The organism is Mobiluncus sp., from assembly GCF_034180645.1.
In the GTDB taxonomy this organism is placed as follows: Bacteria; Actinomycetota; Actinomycetes; order Actinomycetales; family Actinomycetaceae; genus Mobiluncus.
This window is the reverse complement of the sequence record NZ_JAXFNY010000012.1, coordinates 21,357-38,488: the sequence shown is the minus strand read 5'-3', so window position 1 is coordinate 38,488 and position 17,132 is coordinate 21,357. Positions and strand designations below refer to the sequence as shown.

The 17,132-nt window shown below is 57.8% G+C and carries 15 protein-coding genes; 7 read left to right on the top strand and 8 right to left on the bottom strand.

Annotation, left to right across the window (positions count from 1 at the left end):
- Nucleotides 1-54: 54 nt before the first annotated feature.
- The 6 genes from rplI to SPI05_RS05350 all read right to left on the bottom strand — a co-directional run bounded on the left by rplI (nucleotide 55) and on the right by SPI05_RS05350 (nucleotide 5,910).
- Complete coding sequence (rplI, locus tag SPI05_RS05375; protein ID WP_321076819.1) at nucleotides 55-519, bottom strand: 50S ribosomal protein L9; 465 nt, start codon at nucleotides 517-519, stop codon at nucleotides 55-57.
- A 21-nt stretch (nucleotides 520-540) separates the two neighbouring features.
- A complete protein-coding gene (gene rpsR / locus SPI05_RS05370; RefSeq protein WP_282922467.1) occupies nucleotides 541-786 on the bottom strand; it encodes a 30S ribosomal protein S18 in 246 nt (81 codons plus the stop codon).
- 81 nt (nucleotides 787-867) lie between these two features.
- On the bottom strand, nucleotides 868-1,425 hold the full coding sequence (locus SPI05_RS05365) for a single-stranded DNA-binding protein (protein WP_321076817.1): 558 nt from the start codon (nucleotides 1,423-1,425) through the stop codon (nucleotides 868-870).
- 129 nt (nucleotides 1,426-1,554) lie between these two features.
- Nucleotides 1,555-1,842 carry a 30S ribosomal protein S6 gene (gene rpsF, locus SPI05_RS05360; RefSeq protein WP_282922465.1) on the bottom strand — a complete coding sequence of 96 codons (288 nt, stop codon included), beginning with the start codon at nucleotides 1,840-1,842 and terminating at the stop codon, nucleotides 1,555-1,557.
- Between the two features lie 223 nt (nucleotides 1,843-2,065).
- Nucleotides 2,066-4,327, bottom strand: coding sequence for a transglycosylase domain-containing protein (locus SPI05_RS05355; protein ID WP_321076815.1), 2,262 nt, complete (start codon nucleotides 4,325-4,327; stop codon nucleotides 2,066-2,068).
- Between the two features lie 53 nt (nucleotides 4,328-4,380).
- Nucleotides 4,381-5,910, bottom strand: coding sequence for a CCA tRNA nucleotidyltransferase (locus SPI05_RS05350; RefSeq protein WP_321076813.1), 1,530 nt, complete (start codon nucleotides 5,908-5,910; stop codon nucleotides 4,381-4,383).
- A gap of 114 nt (nucleotides 5,911-6,024) precedes the next feature.
- Between SPI05_RS05350 and SPI05_RS05345 the strand changes: the two genes are divergently transcribed.
- From SPI05_RS05345 to SPI05_RS05315, 7 genes are all read left to right on the top strand, one after another.
- Nucleotides 6,025-6,537: an NUDIX hydrolase gene (locus SPI05_RS05345; RefSeq protein ID WP_297346159.1), complete on the top strand. Its 513-nt coding sequence runs from the start codon at nucleotides 6,025-6,027 to the stop codon at nucleotides 6,535-6,537.
- Nucleotides 6,538-6,539: 2 nt separating this feature from the next.
- Nucleotides 6,540-8,960, top strand: coding sequence for a DUF6049 family protein (locus SPI05_RS05340; protein ID WP_321076887.1), 2,421 nt, complete (start codon nucleotides 6,540-6,542; stop codon nucleotides 8,958-8,960).
- Nucleotides 8,957-10,684 (top strand): murein biosynthesis integral membrane protein MurJ, encoded by a 1,728-nt coding sequence (murJ, locus tag SPI05_RS05335; RefSeq protein WP_321076811.1) that lies wholly within the window; start codon nucleotides 8,957-8,959, stop codon nucleotides 10,682-10,684. Before SPI05_RS05340 ends, murJ begins: the two co-directional genes overlap by 4 nt.
- An 81-nt stretch (nucleotides 10,685-10,765) precedes the next feature.
- A complete protein-coding gene (locus SPI05_RS05330; RefSeq protein WP_321076809.1) occupies nucleotides 10,766-11,686 on the top strand; it encodes a hypothetical protein in 921 nt (306 codons plus the stop codon).
- 138 nt (nucleotides 11,687-11,824) lie between these two features.
- Nucleotides 11,825-12,760, top strand: coding sequence for a thioredoxin-disulfide reductase (gene trxB, locus SPI05_RS05325; protein ID WP_321076807.1), 936 nt, complete (start codon nucleotides 11,825-11,827; stop codon nucleotides 12,758-12,760).
- Between the two features lie 70 nt (nucleotides 12,761-12,830).
- Nucleotides 12,831-13,157, top strand: coding sequence for a thioredoxin (trxA, locus tag SPI05_RS05320; protein ID WP_297346002.1), 327 nt, complete (start codon nucleotides 12,831-12,833; stop codon nucleotides 13,155-13,157).
- Nucleotides 13,158-13,421: 264 nt separating this feature from the next.
- On the top strand, nucleotides 13,422-14,696 hold the full coding sequence (locus tag SPI05_RS05315; RefSeq protein WP_321076804.1) for a PLP-dependent aminotransferase family protein: 1,275 nt from the start codon (nucleotides 13,422-13,424) through the stop codon (nucleotides 14,694-14,696).
- Nucleotides 14,697-14,956: 260 nt separating this feature from the next.
- Here the strand turns inward: SPI05_RS05315 and SPI05_RS05310 are convergent, their stop codons facing one another.
- On the bottom strand, nucleotides 14,957-15,970 hold the full coding sequence (locus SPI05_RS05310) for a ParB/RepB/Spo0J family partition protein (RefSeq protein WP_321076802.1): 1,014 nt from the start codon (nucleotides 15,968-15,970) through the stop codon (nucleotides 14,957-14,959).
- 3 nt (nucleotides 15,971-15,973) lie between these two features.
- A complete protein-coding gene (locus SPI05_RS05305; protein ID WP_321076800.1) occupies nucleotides 15,974-16,945 on the bottom strand; it encodes a ParA family protein in 972 nt (323 codons plus the stop codon).
- Nucleotides 16,946-17,132 lie beyond the last annotated feature (187 nt).

The window sequence follows — 17,132 nt, the reverse complement described above, 5'->3', positions numbered from 1 at the left end:
GCCCGGTGCCGGAAACCCGCAGGTTCCCGGCACCGTTCTGGCTGTTTTGAGGTTTTACTTTTCAGCCCGCACCGTGACTTCCAACGGCGAGGTGAGTTCTTCGAATAGGCGCACCGTCAGCTGGTAGGTACCGACTGACTTAATGGGCTGGTCGATGACAATCTTGCGCTTGTCGATTTCAGCGCCCTTTTGCTCCTTAACTGCCTGAGCAATTTGAGCGGTGGTGATAGCTCCGAACAGACGCCCGTTCGCGCCCGCTTTTGCATCAATCAGCACCGGGTCACCTTCGACCAGTTTGGCTTGCACCGCCTGAGCGATTTCCATAGAGGCAATCTGTTTCTTGGCCAAGGCTGCCTTTAACCGGTCGATTTCTACCTGGGATCCCTTGGTCCACGGCATAGCCAAACGGCGCGGCAACAGGTAGTTACGCGCGTATCCGGGGCGTACCTCAACTACGTCGCCAGCGTTACCGAGCTTGGCGACTTCGTGGGTCAAAACAACTTTCGTATTCTGAGTCATTGCTTACTTCCTCCCTCAAATTTAGCGGCCGGAACCGGAGTAGGGCAGCAAAGCCATTTCGCGGGCGTTCTTAACCGCTTTCGCAATCTGACGCTGTTCTTGCACGGTCACACCGGTGACGCGCCGGGCGCGAATCTTGCCGCGGTCCGAAATGAACTTGCGCAGCAAAGCGGTGTCTTTGTAGTCAATGTTGCCAACCTTTTGAGCCTTTAGAGGGTTGGTCTTTTTCTTAATGGGTTTGGTGTTATTGCGCATCTGCTTACCCATATTGATCTCCTTATATATAACGTGTTGAAAAACTTATCTGTGTTGTGCCGGAATGCCGCGGGAAAAAGGCGGCAAACCGGTTTAGAACGGTGGATTATCGCCGAAAGTGGAATCGGCTGGAGCCCCCGGGGCGCCGAAGCCGGGCGCGGGCGAACCCCACGCGTCTCCATCGGATCCTCCGGCGGGAGCCCCGTAAGTGGGCTGCGGCCGAGCTGGGCTGGGAGCGCTGTTGTAGCCGCCGCCATTCGCGTCGGCGCCAAAGCCGCCATCACCGCGCTGAGTCCGGTTCACCGAGGCGGTGGCAAACCGCAAAGACGGACCAATCTCATCTACGGTCATCTCTACTGAGGTGCGCCGAGAGCCGTCTTGGGCTTCCCAAGAACGCTGCTGCAAGCGGCCTTGCGCGATGACGCGCGACCCCTTGTGCAGGGATTCCGCAACGTTTTCCGCCAGTTCCCGCCAAGCGGTACACCGCAAGAACAGGGCTTCGCCGTCTTTCCAGCTGTTGGAGGCCCGGTCAAATGAACGCGGGGTTGACGCAATCGTGAAAGAAGCCAACGCCGTGCCGGACTGACCCCAGCGAAGTTCCGGGTCCGCCGTCAAGTTGCCTATTACCGTGATAATCGTGTCGCCTGCCATTGTTTCTCCTTTAATCAAATCAATCGGGGTGGAGTGCCTAAATTCACTGGCTGTCTACAGTCCCTACGGATGTAAACAACCTATCAGGAACCCTGGATACTAAAAACCGCCTCCGTTTGATTGGAAAAATTAGGCATCCTTGCGCATCAGTTTGGTGCGCAAAATCGACTCGTTTAGGCCCAGCTGACGGTCCAATTCCTTGGCGATTTCCGGGGTAGTTTCCATGTCGACAACCACGTAAATCCCGTCCGTCTTTTTCAGGATGGGGTAGGCGAGCTTGCGCTTGCCCCACACATCAAGTTTCTCAACTTTGCCCCCCAGGTCTTCTACCTGGCCAAACAGGGCGCTCATCGAGGGTTCGACAGTGCGTTCATCGACCTCGGGGTCGATAATCACCATCATTTCGTATTTCCGCATGTAACTCTCCTTTGGTCTTAACGGCCCCGGTCCCTCCGGAGCAGGAGTCGCCGTCCTGGCGCGGCGCCAAAACAGCCCTACGATTCTAACTTTTTCCGCTGACTTTAGCCAATTCGCGGGTTGGTAATGCTCTAGCCCGGGAACTTACAGAGGTACGCCGGGGACTCGCCGGGCTATCCGCATCAGTAGACCGGCCCCACCGGGCTTGTGAAATCAATAACGGTTAGGTAACGGGCGCGCCCGATTCGGTCGTGCCGCCTTCCTCACCCGGTACCGGATAAGGGGCAACGGGTGAGTTACCGGGGTTCGGAACGTATCCGGAAGTACCCGGAATGGTAGGACTGGGTTCGGTTCCGTCCGGACTATTTTCACTGCCTCCCGGTGGATAACCCGGCTCATTTGAGGGTAGGTTCCCCGGACTGCGCGGCATCGCTGGAGCAGGAGACGGGGACTGGCTGGGGAACAAGGACTCATCGGGACTGGGACGCAGGGAAGGTTCAGTCTCGGTGGGGCTCGGTTCCTCCGACCGTGTAACTTCCACTTTCTTAAGTTTCTGAGCCTTCGCGAACTGCTCGACTTCCAGGCCCTTCACGGCCCCCGACATATATTGCCTCCACAGCCACGCCGGCCAGGTGGAGCCGGTAACTTCCCGGATACCCCCAAACGGTGAGATAGATTCTTCCTCCCCATTGGGTCCCGACTGGTACAGACCGACGATGGTCACGACCTGGGGTATAAAGCCGGCGAAAACCGCGGACTTGTTGTCGGTAGACGAACCGGTCTTGCCGGCGGATGGCCTGCCGATTTGGGCTTTAGTCGCGGTGCCTCCCGCCTGGAAAGGTCCCGTCAAGGCTTGGGTGGCGGTCAGCGCGATATTGCGATCAATGACCTGATTCGCTGAGAAAGACGGCATATAGACAATGTCCCCGGAAGTGTCCATGACCTGGCGAATCATGTGGACAGTCTCGCGTTTGCCCTGGTTGGCAATAGTTCCGTAAGCCTCAGCGATATTTGCCGCCGTCGGAGAAGCCGAACCCAGCACGTTCGTAAGGGAATTATCCAAGCCCGGTGTATCCTCGGGATAGCCCAAACGAATCGCCACTTCCTTGGTCAAAGACGGTCCGACCTTCGCGTTCAAAGCGACATAAGCCGTGTTGATAGATTTCGCGGTAGCTTGCGCCAGGCTGACGGTTCCGTATGAGGCTCCGGCGAAGTTCCTGATGGGCACGCCTTGAATGGTCTGCGGGGAGTTCCCCGGGTAAGTGTCACTCAAGGACCCGCCCTGTTCCAAGGCGGCAATCATGCCGAAAGGCTTAAACGTAGACCCGGCCTGGAAGTGTTCCTGTGTGGCGGCGTTAATCTGGACTTTCAGATAGTCCTGCCCCGGATATTCCGCGATAATTTCCCCGGTTGTCGGATCGGTGGAAATCATCGCGACGTGCAGATTCTCCGAATGTCCCGCTGGCAGCTTCGCCACCGTATCCATCATCAGCCGCACTTTGTCTTTGTCCAGAGTCGTGATGATTTTCAGACCCATCGTGTCGATTTGTTCCTCGGTCAAGCCAGCCAAATCTTTCAGCTCTTGACGCGCCTGGAACATGAAATAGCCGTTCACTCCCCCGAAATCCTGCACGCTTTGGGTGGGGGGAATCGTGGCCGGGAACTGCGCCGCTGTCTGCTGTTCCGGGGTGATATAGCCATCGGCAGCCATATTCTTAATGACGCGTTTCCACCGTTTTTCCGCAAGTTCCTGGTTCACGGCCGGATCGTAGGCGGAGGGCGCCGGGATAATGCCGGACAGTAGGGCCGCCTCGGAATAATCGATGTCCTTGGCGTTCTTACCGAAATAAGCCTTCGCGGCAGCCTGAATCCCATAGGAACCGCGTCCGAAATAAATCGTGTTCAAATAGTTGCCCAGGATTTCGTCTTTTTCCTGCTGGCGGTTGATTTTCAGCGCCATAATGGCTTCTTTGGCCTTCGCCCAGTACCGTTGCACCATGTTTCCCTGGTTCGTGTTTTCCGCCATGTAGTAGCGTTCCACGTACTGTTGGCTCAATGTGGAGGCGCCCTGTGTCGCCCCGCCGCGCGCGTTATTGAGGAAAGCCCGAGCGATGCCGCGCAAATCGACCCCGGAGTTGGTCCAGAAGGTGCGGTCCTCCGAAGCCACGACCGCGTTGCCAATCTGTTTGGGCAGGTCTTTCGTTTCGATAATTTCTCGATTTACCTCAGCAAACTTGCCGATTTCGGTGGCTCCATCGGAATAGTACACGGAGGTGACTTGGGCGCGAGCAAACTCGGCCGGTTTAGGTATTTCGGTGGTGGCGTAAACGACTAGGAAAGTTGCCAATGCCGCGACCACCATCAGGATAATGAGGAACAGCAGGGTCAGGAAAAAGTTACGCACATAGTGGCGTTTGCGCCGTTTGGGGCGCACCTGTCGCACGGATTGCCCGGTTACGGTGCGTGGTCGTGCTGCCTTCGCCATGTTACCTGTCCTCGCCACAGTTTTCCCGACTCACCTCTAGCGGTGAAGCGGTGTTACCGCGCTTTGTCCTGTTCGTTCGTACCATTGTGCCATTTTTCCCACCAGTCACGCAGAACGGTAGTGGCGTTATCGTGTCCGACCGGCCCGTGTTCCATCCGATAGGCCAGCATATACCGATAGGCTTTGCCGACTTCCGGGCCGGCAGGAATCCCCAGGATTTCCATGATTTCGTCCCCGTTGAGTTCGGGGCGCACCGCGTCCAGTTCTTCTTGTGCTTTCAGCTCCCGAATCCGGTTTTCTAGGTCGTCGTAGGCGGCCGCTAGGCGGTGGGCTTTTTTCACGTTGCGGGTCGTGCAGTCGGCACGAGTCAGGCGGTGCAGGCGTTCCAGCAGGGGACCGGCATCGGTGACGTAGCGGCGCACGGCGGAATCGGTCCACACTTGTTCCCCGTAGCCGTGAAACCGCTGGTGCAGAGCGACCAGGCGGGACACGTCACGAATCGTCGCCTTGTCATATTTCAAGGCTTTCAGGCGGGTGCGGGTGATCCGGGCGCCGACCACATCGTGCTGGTGAAAAGTCACGACCCCGCCGGCCTCGAAACGCCGGGTCGCGGGCTTGCCAATATCATGCAAAATCGCCGCCAAGCGCAGCACCAAGTCCGGGGCGGGAACCGGTCCGTCCGGCCCGGTTTCCTGGGCAATCGCCTGGTCGAGCACCGTCAAGGAATGCTCCCACACGTCCTTGTGACGTTTATGTTCATCCTGCATGTCAAGCAAATCCATCAGTTCAGGCAGAACCTGGTCGGCCAGCCGGGTATAAACCATCAGCTCCAGCCCACGGCGCGGCGCTTTGGCGGTCATCAGGCGGGACAGTTCGGCCTGGACACGTTCGGGAGAAACAATGCTCAGCCGTTCCCGCATCGTTTCCATCGCCTGCATCGTTTCGTAATCCACGTCAAACTCGAGCTGGGCGGCGAACCGGGCCGCGCGCATAATCCGCAGGGGGTCGTCGGAAAATGATTCTTCCGGATCGATGGGGGTGCGCAAAACTCCGGCGGCCAAATCGTTGAGTCCCCCGGTAGGATCCACCAGCTCCAGGGTAGGCAGGCGCAGCGCGATGGAATTAACCGTGAAATCGCGGCGGAACAGGTCTCCCTCCAGGGTGTCGCCGAACTTGACGGTGGGTTTGCGCGAATCACGCAGGTAGTCGTCGCTGCGATAGGTCGTGATTTCGAATACGTCGTCGCCTTTGCGGGCTCCCAAGGTGCCGTAGTTGCGTCCCACGTCCCACACCGCGTCTGCCCACGAGCGGAGCACCGCCTCGGTTTCGTCGGGACGCGCTGAAGTGGTCAGGTCTAGGTCGTGGGGGGTAATCCCCAGCAGGGCATCGCGGACCGGACCTCCGACCAGCGCAATCTCAAAACCGGCAGCGGCAAAAACCTCCCCGAGGGGTACCACTTTCGCTTTCAGCGCCTGGCGCACCGCGTCCTGCCGGCTCCCTTTCGTGCCGGGCTCTTCCCCTACCGCGGCCGTTGCCGAGGGAGTTTGTGCCGGGGCCGTGATGTTCGCGGTCGTCTCAGTCATGGCCCTCCTCTCTGGGTACGTTTCCTTCACAATGTTCCGCTCATTACCGGGACTTTTTACCGTATTTTCAACCGGTTAGAAAAACCTCTGCACTATTTTATATAAAATCGACGTATGTCAGCCGCACCGGAATCGAACCAGCCCGTCCCCGAGGGCTTTTACCGGTCCCGTTCAGGGCGGCTGCTACCGATTGTGGAGGAGGTCAGCGCGGGGGGGCTGGCGGTGAAACTTGTCGAGGGAAAGGTGTGCGCCGCGTTGATTTTGCGTCAGGGTCGCGCCGGCCGTATGGAATGGCTGCTGCCCAAAGGGCACGTGGAACCGGACGAGACGATTCCCCAAGCCGCCGCTCGTGAGGTCCAGGAGGAAACTGGTATCGAATGCCGTCCGGTGCGTTACCTTTCTTCGATGGATTACTGGTTTTCGGGTACTGACCGGCGGGTTCACAAGGTCGTGCACCACTTTTTGCTGGAGGCCACCGGCGGGCAGCTTACGGTGGAGAACGATCCTGACCGCGAGGCTTGCACCGCGCAGTGGGTGCCGCTGTCCCTGCTGGACAAACGCCTGGCTTTTCCGGCCGAACGGCGCATCGGAGCCTTGGCTCGAAAAATGTTGGAGGTGCGCAGTTGAAGATGCGCCCGTCGGTTTCGTTCATTTCCCGCGTCTTTATCGGTTTAGCGGCGTTGTCTGTCGTGTCGCTGGCTGGAGGCACGCCCGACCTTGCGCAAGCCCAAACGGAAAAACCGTCCCCCACCCCTTCTGCCAGCCCCTGTACGACTGCGACCAGCTCACACTCCGCCCCCGCCTTTTGCGGATCGGGATTTAACCACCAGGGCGTTCACCTGGAAATCACCGCGATGACCCCCATCGTGACCCCGGACACGACCGAATTAACTCTGAGCGCCGTTCTGGAGGTCAACGCGGATTATCACCACGCGTCCCAGGGCACGCTCAGTCTCGCAGTCTCGACCCAAACCCCCATCACGCGCGATGAACTGAACGAGTGGATGGATGCTCGGGATAATGACACACGTTTACGGCGAAAACTCCAAACCGTTGCGACCCAGACAATTACCCGCCTCACCGCGGGTAAACCCCAGCAGGTGACGTTGCGCGTGCCGGTCAACGACCTGCCGCTGGCGGGTTCGGAGGGGTGGGGGCCGCGGCCTTTAAACTTGACTTTTACCCCGAACCAGGACGCGCCTCGGACAGACGAAGCGCAGTCCGCAGCCGAAATGGAGCCACTGGATGCCCAGGATCATTCGTTTTTGCTGTGGGATTCCGGAGCGGCATTTGAACCCAGCGAACTGCTGGCTTTCGTGCCTCTCACCACCACGCGCGCCGATGTTTTGGCCGCGGACCGCGCGCTGCCAAACTTGGGCAGTCGCCCGAACCAGCGACTCGTGGACGTGTGCGCCCTGGCAGACGCCACCCCGCTGACTCTCGTCTATGACCCGTTTTTGATTGCGACTGAGTTGAACGGTTTGGATGCAGCCTCCCGCCTGTTGAATTTGACCGACACGACACCCTCACCCGACACTGAGCCGCGTCCCACCGTGGCACCACTACGAGAACTGCTCGCGACGGGCAACTGCGGGCAGCAGCCTCCCGCGTATCTACCGCCGGGAGATTTTGGGGCGGCGAACACCAGCTGGCTGGCGCCGGCCGCCCAGGATTTACTGCGCACCACCGCGGTTGACCTGGGTACCAAAGTCACCCAAAGAATCCCAGATTATCAAGGAAATCTGGTGTTGTGGCCGGACTTTACAGTGTCGTACTTACCCGCCGGCGATGTCGCGCAAGAGGTGGCGACTTGGGGGAATCGCCCGCTGCTGCTGTCCCCGGACTCAGAATTTAAGGAGTCGGCAAAGCCGCCCGCATATGACGCGGATAGCCGTAAAAGCATCAAGTTTTCCGAGCCCGGAGACGTCACCGCGGCCGGTTGGACCCTGGACTCGGACTTGTCCCGGCTGTTGAACGGTAAACCAGCATTAGATGCGGCACAGATTCCCTCAGACTATCGGCTTTCTACCGTGGGGGCTCGGCAGTGGGCGCTAGCGTCCACGGCGGTGCTGACCCGGCAGCGACCCTTTGCCCCGCGCCTGTTTGCGGCCGGTGCCGACCGCGATTACAGTGCTACGCCGGCGCAAAAGGCCGTGATGCAAGGGCTCGGTCAGGCTCGCTGGCTGAGTTTCCCGGCCTGGAACATGGTACTGCCCCAGCCTGATGACAACGCCGCTCATCACCCCAGAACTGTCACGGTGCCGGCGCCGCCACTGGCTGGCCAAAACGATGCTCACGCGTTTTCTACCGGTTCTAAAACGCTATTTCCCGGGCAAAAGCCATTGACATGGTTTACCAATCCTACGTTTGCGACGGCGGATAATCTCCGTGCGGGCAGCGCCCTGAGTGCTGCCGTGTCCGACCCGGGCCGGTTTAACTCCATGTTTTCGGCTCTCCAGGTCGCCAGTGCCTGTGCGACCTGCAGCACCAGCTCTCCCGATGGCGCCATCTGGGCCGGTAAATCCTCGGCGCGCCATGAGTCCTCAGCAACTTCCGAACCAGCCCAATCCGACGACGTGGTGCCCAATACTATTGACCCCGACATTTCCGCGACCATTTTCGGCTTGATTAATTCGCAACCCGCCTCGGTCATCAACCTCATAGATAAGACCGCCCAACTGCCGATTTCCGTCTCCAACGGCTGGGACCAAGCCGTGAGCGTACGCCTGAAACTGACCCCAACGGATACCCGTCTGCAGTTCGATCCGGTCGAAACCCTCACGATTGCGCCCCATTCCACCGGCCAGTTCCGCATTCCCGTAAAAGCGGTCGGTTCCGGGGATGTGCAGGTCACTGTGCAGCTGACCAACCCGGAGGGGCAAAGCATCGGCACCCCGGAAACTATCCGGGTCCGGGTCAGAGCCGAATGGGAGTCCACCGGAACCTATATTGTGGCTGGCTTGCTGGCTGCCGTGTTGGTTTTCGGGATAGTCCGGCGTATTGTGAAAGGCCCAAAGAACCGTAAGCTCAAAACGGGAGACCAGGCGTGAGTGAAAACCCGATGAATGAACCGGTGTCGGATTCCAACCCGAACCCAAAAGACCCCACGCAGCTGCGCAAAGTAGCTGATGGGGTGGCGAACACGAAAACGGGGAAATCCAGCGCAATTATGGCGGCGGGAACCTTGGTGTCCCGAGTGCTGGGCTTTGTACGGCAATGGCTGCTGGTGGTGGCTATTGGCGGGTTTGGTATCGCCGACTCTTTCAACACCGCGAATATCCTGCCCAACACACTGTATAACCTGCTGGCGGGCGGGATTTTGAACGCGATTCTGGTGCCAACCATCGTACGTGCGCTGGCGAATAACGACGGTAAAGAGGGGGTTGATCGGGTAAATGCCCTGCTCACCCTGGCTTCTATCGCTCTGTTGGGTTTGACTGTGCTGTCGGTTGCCCTGGCCTGGCCGCTGGTGATGCTGTTCGCGGGGGGAATGCAGCCGAAGCTGTTTAACCTGACCGTCATTTTTGCCCTGTGGTGTCTGCCGCAAATTTTCTTTTATGGAACCTACGCGCTGCTGGGACAAGTGTTGAACTCCCTGTCCAGCTTCGGTCCTTACATGTGGTCTCCGGTGGTCAATAACCTGGTGGGGATTGCCGGATTGGGAGTATTCATCAACTTTTACGGCACCGCCCCGTCCCACGACTTTGATGTCTCCAGGTGGGATGCGCCTCGGATTGCCCTTTTGGCCGGTTCCATGACATTGGGTATCGCCCTGCAAGCAATTATTCTGGTGTTTCCCCTGATGCATCTCGGTTTTCGATTGCGCGCCAACTTTCACTGGCATGGTTTGGGTTTTCGTCACACCGGACGGGTCGCGGCCTGGGCTTTCGCGGGCCTGTTAGCCAATACGTGCATGAACCTAATCGTGGCGCGTATCGCCTCGGCGGCTAACGGTGCCGGTCAGCTGGACGGTAATTTCTATCCCGGTTTCGCTATCTACCAGTACGCCAACACACTGTATATGCTGCCCCAATCCCTGGTAACGATTTCCGTAACCACCGCGGTCTTTACATCCATGGCCCTGCACGCCACCAGGGATGACATCCCGGCTTTGGCCGGGGACTATTTGCGTGCCGCCCGGTTATCGAGCCTGTTTAACTTCCTCTTGGCAGGCATGTTGATTGTGGGAGCCCTGCCCCTGGCCAATGTCACCGCTACCGCCCTGCCGCCCCAGCAAGCCCAGGCTCTGGCGGTCATTCTCACCATTTTGAGCTTGGGCATTCCGGCACAAGTCATTTTTTCCACCACCTCGCGGACTCTGTATTCCCTGGAAGACACCCGCGCCCAGTTTTACCTGATGTTGTTCTTTCCGTTCGTGACCGCCATCCTCGGGTTGATAGCGTATTTCCTGCTCAGCCCATTTTTCTGGGTTCCGGTCACGACCGCGGCCGAGCCGGTGTCTCTCACCGCTTCGGCTGTTTTGGGTCTGGTGTTGCTGCATCGCCGCGGTTTTTCTCAATCCGTTTTTCAAGAGATTTTTGGGCACTATCTGCGATTGCTGGTGGCTACGGTAGTGGCGGGGATTCCGGCCTGGGTGCTGCTGTCTTTTGTAATCCCGACTCCCGGTGCGGACTGGGCTTATGGTGCCACTTTTGTCTCCGGGGCGTGGCGTTGCCTGGTGGTGGCGCTGGTCATGGCTCCTCTGTACTTCGGGATGCTGTGGATTTTCCGGGTACGCGAGGTGCGAGGCTTCCTCGCGAAGTTGCGCCGCTAGCTACGCAAAGTCCCCGCTGTTTTGCCGCGAATTTCAAACACGGGATAAAATACATAAATCAGCTGAGATTAAGGGGGCGGCGTGGATAACACCAAGTCAAACGGCACACCGGTGTTTCGTTCTGTCTCTACCGGTGTTCCTCCTCAGCCCACTCCACTATTCAATAATCCGTCCCAATCGGCTGACTCCGAGGAAAATGTCATTGACGTGCCTGATGAAGACACCTTGACCGGTGAGGATGTCATTGACGAAACCACCGGCAAGGCTTGGGGAGCTGACCGCAAACGCCTGCGCAAAGATTGGGTCAGCTTGAAAGCCGAAACCACCGAAGTTTTGAACACCAGCATCAGCGACGCGCGCCAAGCTGCCACCGACTACACTCCCAAACATGAGGAAGTTCCCGCCTCTGAATCGGCTCTGACGCTAAAAATTACAGTGCTGGCGGTTGCCGTGGTCACGATTTTGGCGCTGCTGGTCTGGTTCTGGCCGCATTCCGCGTCAGTACCGACCGATAATTCCCTGGACTTATCTCCCGTTCCTGATTTGCAGGTGCTTCCTGAAGCCGAGCCGACCCCGCTACCCATTGCCGGTGTCGCTTCCGTTTCGGGTTTGTCCGATGGCTATGACCATCCGGAACTGGCTGGCTTAGCTGTTGACGGGAAGCCCGAGACGTCTTGGCGCAGTGCCGCGCTGCGTTCGGCCGTGTTGGCTGGGGGACGCGGTTACGGACTGGTGATAAACCTCGGAGACTCTCCGGTACAGGTTAAGAAAGTTGTGGTGAGCTCTGCCTCTACAGGAGGCAATCTGGAGCTGCGTCAGGGCAATGCAGAGAATTTCCGCGAGGCTACCGTTTTGGGGTCTCAACCCTTGTCCTCCTCAGTCATCTATCATCTGGCTCAGCCGGTGGAAACGAACAGCCTGGTTTTGTGGTGTACCGAGATGCCTACCGCTGCCGGCGGCGAGTTTCGTTTGAATATTTCCGAGATACAGGTCCTTGGTTAGAGTTAGGCATTTGGCTTTGCCCAAGTCAGCCGTATTTCGGCACATTTTTCGCTAAGCTCTCAGCGAATCCTATCCCCTTGGTAAGGATTCAAAGCTACAATAAATTTAAACTACAGTTTTCTACCAAAGGGAGTCCTTTTGTACGACGTCATTATTATCGGTTCGGGTCCGGCCGGTTACACCGCCGGGATTTACGCGGGACGTGCCGCCTTGAAAACGCTGCTGGTGGCAGGGTCGATGAATATCGGCGGGATGCTGATGAACACGACCCTGGTTGAAAACTATCCCGGGTTTAAAGACGGGATTCAAGGCCCGGACTTGATGCAGGAAATGCTGGATCAAACCGAACGTTTCGGGGTTGAAGTCATCTATGAGGATGCCCTGAAGCTGGACTTGCGCGGCGACATTAAGACTGTCGTGACGGATGAGGGTACTCACCAGGGCCGCACGGTCATTATCGCGACTGGGTCGGGTCACCGCACTTTGAATGTTCCGGGTGAGGAAAAGCACGCCGGTCACGGGGTGTCTTACTGCGCTACCTGTGACGGGTTCTTTTTCCGTGACCAACCCATTATGGTCGTTGGCGGCGGGGACTCCGCGATGGAGGAGGCCGTGTTCCTGACCCACTACGGCTCCTCGGTCACGGTGGTGCACCGTCGGGATGAGTTGCGGGCCAGCGCAGCTATGCAGGCCAAGGCGTTTAAGGAAGATAAGATTTCCTTCGAGTTCAACACGGTTGTTGAGTCCATCAACGGCACGGACAAGGTCGAATCTGTCACTCTCAAAAATGTGCAAACCGGGGAAACCAAGACTGTACCGGTCGGCGGCATCTTTATTGCAGTTGGTCACCTGCCGCGCACCGAGCTGGTGAGCGATCAGTTACAGTTGGATGCCCAAGGCAATATTTGGGTCGATTCTCCCTCCACACGAACTTCCATGCCGGGCGTGTTTGCCGCCGGTGATGTCACGGACGCGATTTATCGCCAAGCGGTGACTTCCGCGGCTTCCGGTTGCCGCGCCGCCATTGACGCGAATCGCTACATTAACGACCAAGACGCTCAGATTAACCTCTGAGCCCAACACAGATTTTCCGGCCGGTTGCTCTACCGGGTGGGAAATGAAACACAACAGAAAGGAAATGACTATGTCCGAAGCAATTGAAGTCAACGAAAGCAATTTTACTGCCGAGGTTTTGGAATCTGACGTGCCGGTGCTGGTGGATTTCTGGGCCGTCTGGTGCGGTCCGTGCCGCCAGATGGCACCGATTGTGGACCAGGTTGCCGCTGACTTTGGCGATCGTCTGAAAGTCGCCAAGTGTGACGTTGATAACAACCCGTCTATCCAGGCTCAGTACGGCGTTTCCGCCATTCCGACCTTCAACATTTTCAAGGGCGGCAAGGTCGTTCATCAGATTATCGGGGGCCGGCCCCGCTCTCAGTTCAAATCAGAGATTGAAGCCGCCCTCGCCTGAGGTTTTTCAGACGAACCGTCTGATAAGCCCCTGTTGTGACGTTTTTGCGTCACTGTAACTGAATTCGCCTCCGAGTTTGCGTTTAAGCCATTACAATAGAGGGACACACACTACTCCGCGGTCCTTCGCTGGGATCTCCGGCTTTACTCCTTTCTCCCGGGCCCAGCGCGGGACCGCTTTCGTGTCCCGGTGTGTCGTCCCGAAATTTTGGCTCAGTTTCACCCAAGCGTAAACTTGCAGGAAATAACTCAAAGGAACGTGTTTATGACTTCTGCTTCTGTAATGAGCCAAACCGACTGGTCGGATCGGTTCTCGGTGCGCGCCAGCAACCTGAAAATCAGCGAGACCCGAGCCTTGTTCGCCGTAGCTTCCCGCCCGGAGGTGGTCTCTCTGGCCGGTGGCATGCCTAACCTTAAAGACCTGCCCCTGCACGAGATTGCGCGTTCTTTCCAGCAGATGTTCGAAAATGACGGGGCCACCGCTATGCAGTACGGTGGCGGTCAAGGTTTGGAAGTGTTGCGCGAGCAAATCACTGACATTATGAGCTTGGAAGGCATCCACGCCTCTGCCGCCAACGTAACTATCACCGCGGGTTCTCAACACGCATTAGACCTGGTCACCCAACTTTTTGTGGATCCCGGCGACCCGATTTTAGTTGAAGCCCCTTCCTATGTTGGCGCCCTGTCGGTGTTCCACTCCTACCAGTGTGATGTCCATCACGTTTTAATGGATCAGGACGGCCTCATTCCCGAAGCTCTGGAAGAAGCCGCGACTGAGCTGGAAAAGGCCGGACGCCCGGCTAAGTTCCTCTATACCGTGCCGAATTTCCACAACCCCGGCGGCATGACCCTGACTGAACAGCGCCGTCCGCAAATCGTGGAAATTTGCCAACGCCACCACCTGCTGATTTTGGAGGACAACCCCTACGGCTTGCTCGGTTTTGACGGTCATCTCTATCCAGCCCTGCAGCCCCTTAACCCCGATGGCATCATCTACCTGGGTTCTTTCTCCAAGATGTTCGCCCCCGGTTTTCGTATCGGCTGGGCACTGGCTCCCGACCAGATTACGCAACAGCTGGTGGTCGCTAACGAAACCGCGATTCTGACTCCTTCGATGGCCGCCGAAATGTCTATCTCGAAATACCTTCACGACTTTGACTGGTACGGTCAAGTCGACAAGTTCCGGGTCATGTACCGCGGCCGGGCCCGCGCCACCCTAGAAGCCCTTAAGAAATATCTTCCCGACTGCACGTGGACGCATCCGGTCGGCGGTTTCTACACCTGGGTGCATTTCCCCTCGGGCCTCAACACGAACGCGATGCTGCCCCGCGCCGTGCAAAACCTGGTCGCCTACGTTTCCGGCACGGCATTCTATGCGGACGGACGCGGCTCCGATTACCTGCGCATCGCCTACTGCTATCCTCCCGAGGAACAAATCCGCGAAGGCATCCGGCGTCTGGCCCTGACCGTGGAACAGGAAAAAGCCCTGATTGCTAACGGTGAAGCCGTGTCTGCAGTTTCTACCGCCAAATCCGCCTAGCTGTACTTCACGAGTTCTCTAGGGAGCCGTCATTCTCGCGCCTCGATTAGCTTTCACAAGCCCGGTCGCCTGGTTACTCGATTAGTTTCCCCTACTTTGTTTCACCAGGACACTCGGGGACTGCTTTCGTTTCCGTGGCCCGCAGCAGGGTAATGTTTCACGTGAAACAATTGCGTCCCTGCCGCCGTGGCCGGTGTCAAACCTGCGGCTGGCGCACGGCCTGCCTGAACTCTGTGCCGCTCGGTGTGGCATCCACTGCCTTAGCGGCTGCCAATAATTTTGGCAATCCGCGCTAAATCATCGCCATCGGCAAACTCAATGGTGACCTTGCCTTTAGTTTTCCCGATTTGCAGGTTTACCCGCGTTTGCAAGATGTCTTCCAAATGAGCTTTCATTTCCATCATGTCTGGGCTGAGCGGGGTAGTCTGGCGCTTTTTCGGCTCGGTGGTCTTGGCTGAGTCATTATCGCCCACCGCTACGATTTCCTCGGTGGCGCGTACCGACAAGCCCTCGGCCACAATGCGCTGTGCCAGTTGCGTCATCGCGGCGGCATCATCCAGAGCCAGCAGGGCGCGGGCGTGACCTGCGGAAAGCACCCCGGCTGCCACCTGTACCTGTACCTCCGCGGGCAGCTTCAGCAGTCGCAGCGTATTGGCAATCTGGGGACGGGACCGCGACAGCCGCTTCGCCAGGATTTCTTGGGTGACCCCGAGTTCCTCAATCATCTGTTGGTAGGCGGCGGCTTCTTCCAGCGGGTTGAGGTTCACGCGCTGGATATTTTCCAGCAGGGCGTTGACCCGCATCTCATCATCAGCAGTCTCCCGAATGATGGCAGGAATCGTGGTACGCCCCGCGAGCTTCGCCGCACGCAGACGCCGCTCCCCCATGACCAGCTCGTATTGGGGTTTCTTGCGGGTGCCAATCTGCCGCACGGTGACGGGTTGCAAGATACCGACGTTGCGAATCGAATTCGCCAGTTCCTCCAAAGCGTCCTCATCGAATACCTCGCGGGGCTGGGCTCGGTTGGCGCTAATTGCCGCGATAGGAAGTTCCTGCACAGTCATGCCGGGAACCGGCACCAGGGAGGTGTCCGGCGCGTTTGCCGATTTGCGCTGCATCGCATCGGGACTCAACAACTCATGAACCTTGTCGTTGCTCTTGGTCGGGTTCGTCCCTGGCTTGGGCGGAACCAGCACGTCCACACCCCGCGGCTGCGACTGCGCACCGGGAATCAAAGCGCCCAGACCACTACCTAAAGCCCGTTTTTTCGCCATGTGTCAGTTTTCCTTCGCTGCTAATTTCCCCAACAGTTCCAACGCCGCCATCTGATAAGCCAGCGAACCTGGCGAATTCTTTTCGTAAGTGATGACGGTCTGACCCCAGGAGGGAGCTTCGGAGATAGCAACTTGACGCGGAATGTTGGTAGGTAAAGTCTGCTCGGGATAGTGGGAGCGCACATCGGCTTCGACTTGGGCAGCCAGATTCGTGCGCTTATCAAACATGGTGATGAGGAAGGCCAACACTTCCAAGTGAGGATTTAAGGCATCGCGAATCTTGCCCACGGTATCAGTCAGCAGGGAAATTCCCTCCAGGGCGTAGTACTCCGCCTGCACCGGAATTAAGACCCAATGCGCGGCGCAAAATGCGTTGACTGTCAACAGCCCCAGCGAAGGGGGACAGTCCATGAAAACCAAACAACCGGACTTATCCGCCAAGTAAGACTTGACGGCTTCACGCAGATAAAAACTGCGGTCCACCTGATCAGCCAGTTCCATTTCCACCCCGGCCAAATCCACGGTGGCGGGTACGACCAAGAGGGATTCCTGTTGCGGGCAGGGCTGAGCGACTTCCGCCAGGGTAGAGTGCCCGGTGTAAACGTCATAGAGTGAGGGGTTGCCAACGTGGTGGTCGATGCCCAGGGCAGTCGAAGCGTTGCCTTGCGGGTCGGTGTCAATGACCAGCACCTGCACGCCGCGCTGCGCCAAGCTCATCGCCATATTGACCAGGGTGGTCGTCTTGCCGACTCCACCCTTTTGGTTAGCAACCGCCACGATGTGATTGTGGTGCAACTGGGGAGTATCCTCGAAGGCGATTGCCTGGCGCATCTCCATTGATTTGCGCAGTTCACGAGCGATGGGGGTCTCGTTCTCGGAGGTCGGCACCCGCGGACGCAAGGTCCGGTGAATGGAATCCGGACGCTCGATTTGATGGGGGACTACGACCTTAGGCCGTTCGTTTTCTGCCACCATAAAACTCCCTTCTTTCTTTCCAGTCTACTTCATGGGTGACCACGAAAAAATTCAAGATTGCCGAAAACTTATCCACACCTTGTCCACAAGGTATTCCGCGTGGTTGCGCCGGTTGACAATTGTTTTCACAGGTCAACAACGCAGTCCAGCCGGCTATGTTCGGAGCAAATTGAACAAACCGATGACA

Excerpts from the sequence above, each read along its gene's own strand:
- rplI (WP_321076819.1), bottom strand. The coding sequence starts at position 519 with ATGACTCAGAATACGAAAGTTGTTTTGACCCACGAAGTCGCCAAGCTC.
- rpsR (WP_282922467.1), bottom strand. The coding sequence starts at position 786 with ATGGGTAAGCAGATGCGCAATAACACCAAACCCATTAAGAAAAAGACC.
- SPI05_RS05365 (WP_321076817.1), bottom strand. The coding sequence starts at position 1,425 with ATGGCAGGCGACACGATTATCACGGTAATAGGCAACTTGACGGCGGAC.
- rpsF (WP_282922465.1), bottom strand. The coding sequence starts at position 1,842 with ATGCGGAAATACGAAATGATGGTGATTATCGACCCCGAGGTCGATGAA.
- SPI05_RS05355 (WP_321076815.1), bottom strand. The coding sequence starts at position 4,327 with ATGGCGAAGGCAGCACGACCACGCACCGTAACCGGGCAATCCGTGCGA.
- SPI05_RS05350 (WP_321076813.1), bottom strand. The coding sequence starts at position 5,910 with ATGACTGAGACGACCGCGAACATCACGGCCCCGGCACAAACTCCCTCG.
- SPI05_RS05345 (WP_297346159.1), top strand. The coding sequence starts at position 6,025 with ATGTCAGCCGCACCGGAATCGAACCAGCCCGTCCCCGAGGGCTTTTAC.
- SPI05_RS05340 (WP_321076887.1), top strand. The coding sequence starts at position 6,540 with ATGCGCCCGTCGGTTTCGTTCATTTCCCGCGTCTTTATCGGTTTAGCG.
- trxA (WP_297346002.1), top strand. The coding sequence starts at position 12,831 with ATGTCCGAAGCAATTGAAGTCAACGAAAGCAATTTTACTGCCGAGGTT.
- SPI05_RS05315 (WP_321076804.1), top strand. The coding sequence starts at position 13,422 with ATGACTTCTGCTTCTGTAATGAGCCAAACCGACTGGTCGGATCGGTTC.
- SPI05_RS05310 (WP_321076802.1), bottom strand. The coding sequence starts at position 15,970 with ATGGCGAAAAAACGGGCTTTAGGTAGTGGTCTGGGCGCTTTGATTCCC.
- SPI05_RS05305 (WP_321076800.1), bottom strand. The coding sequence starts at position 16,945 with ATGGTGGCAGAAAACGAACGGCCTAAGGTCGTAGTCCCCCATCAAATC.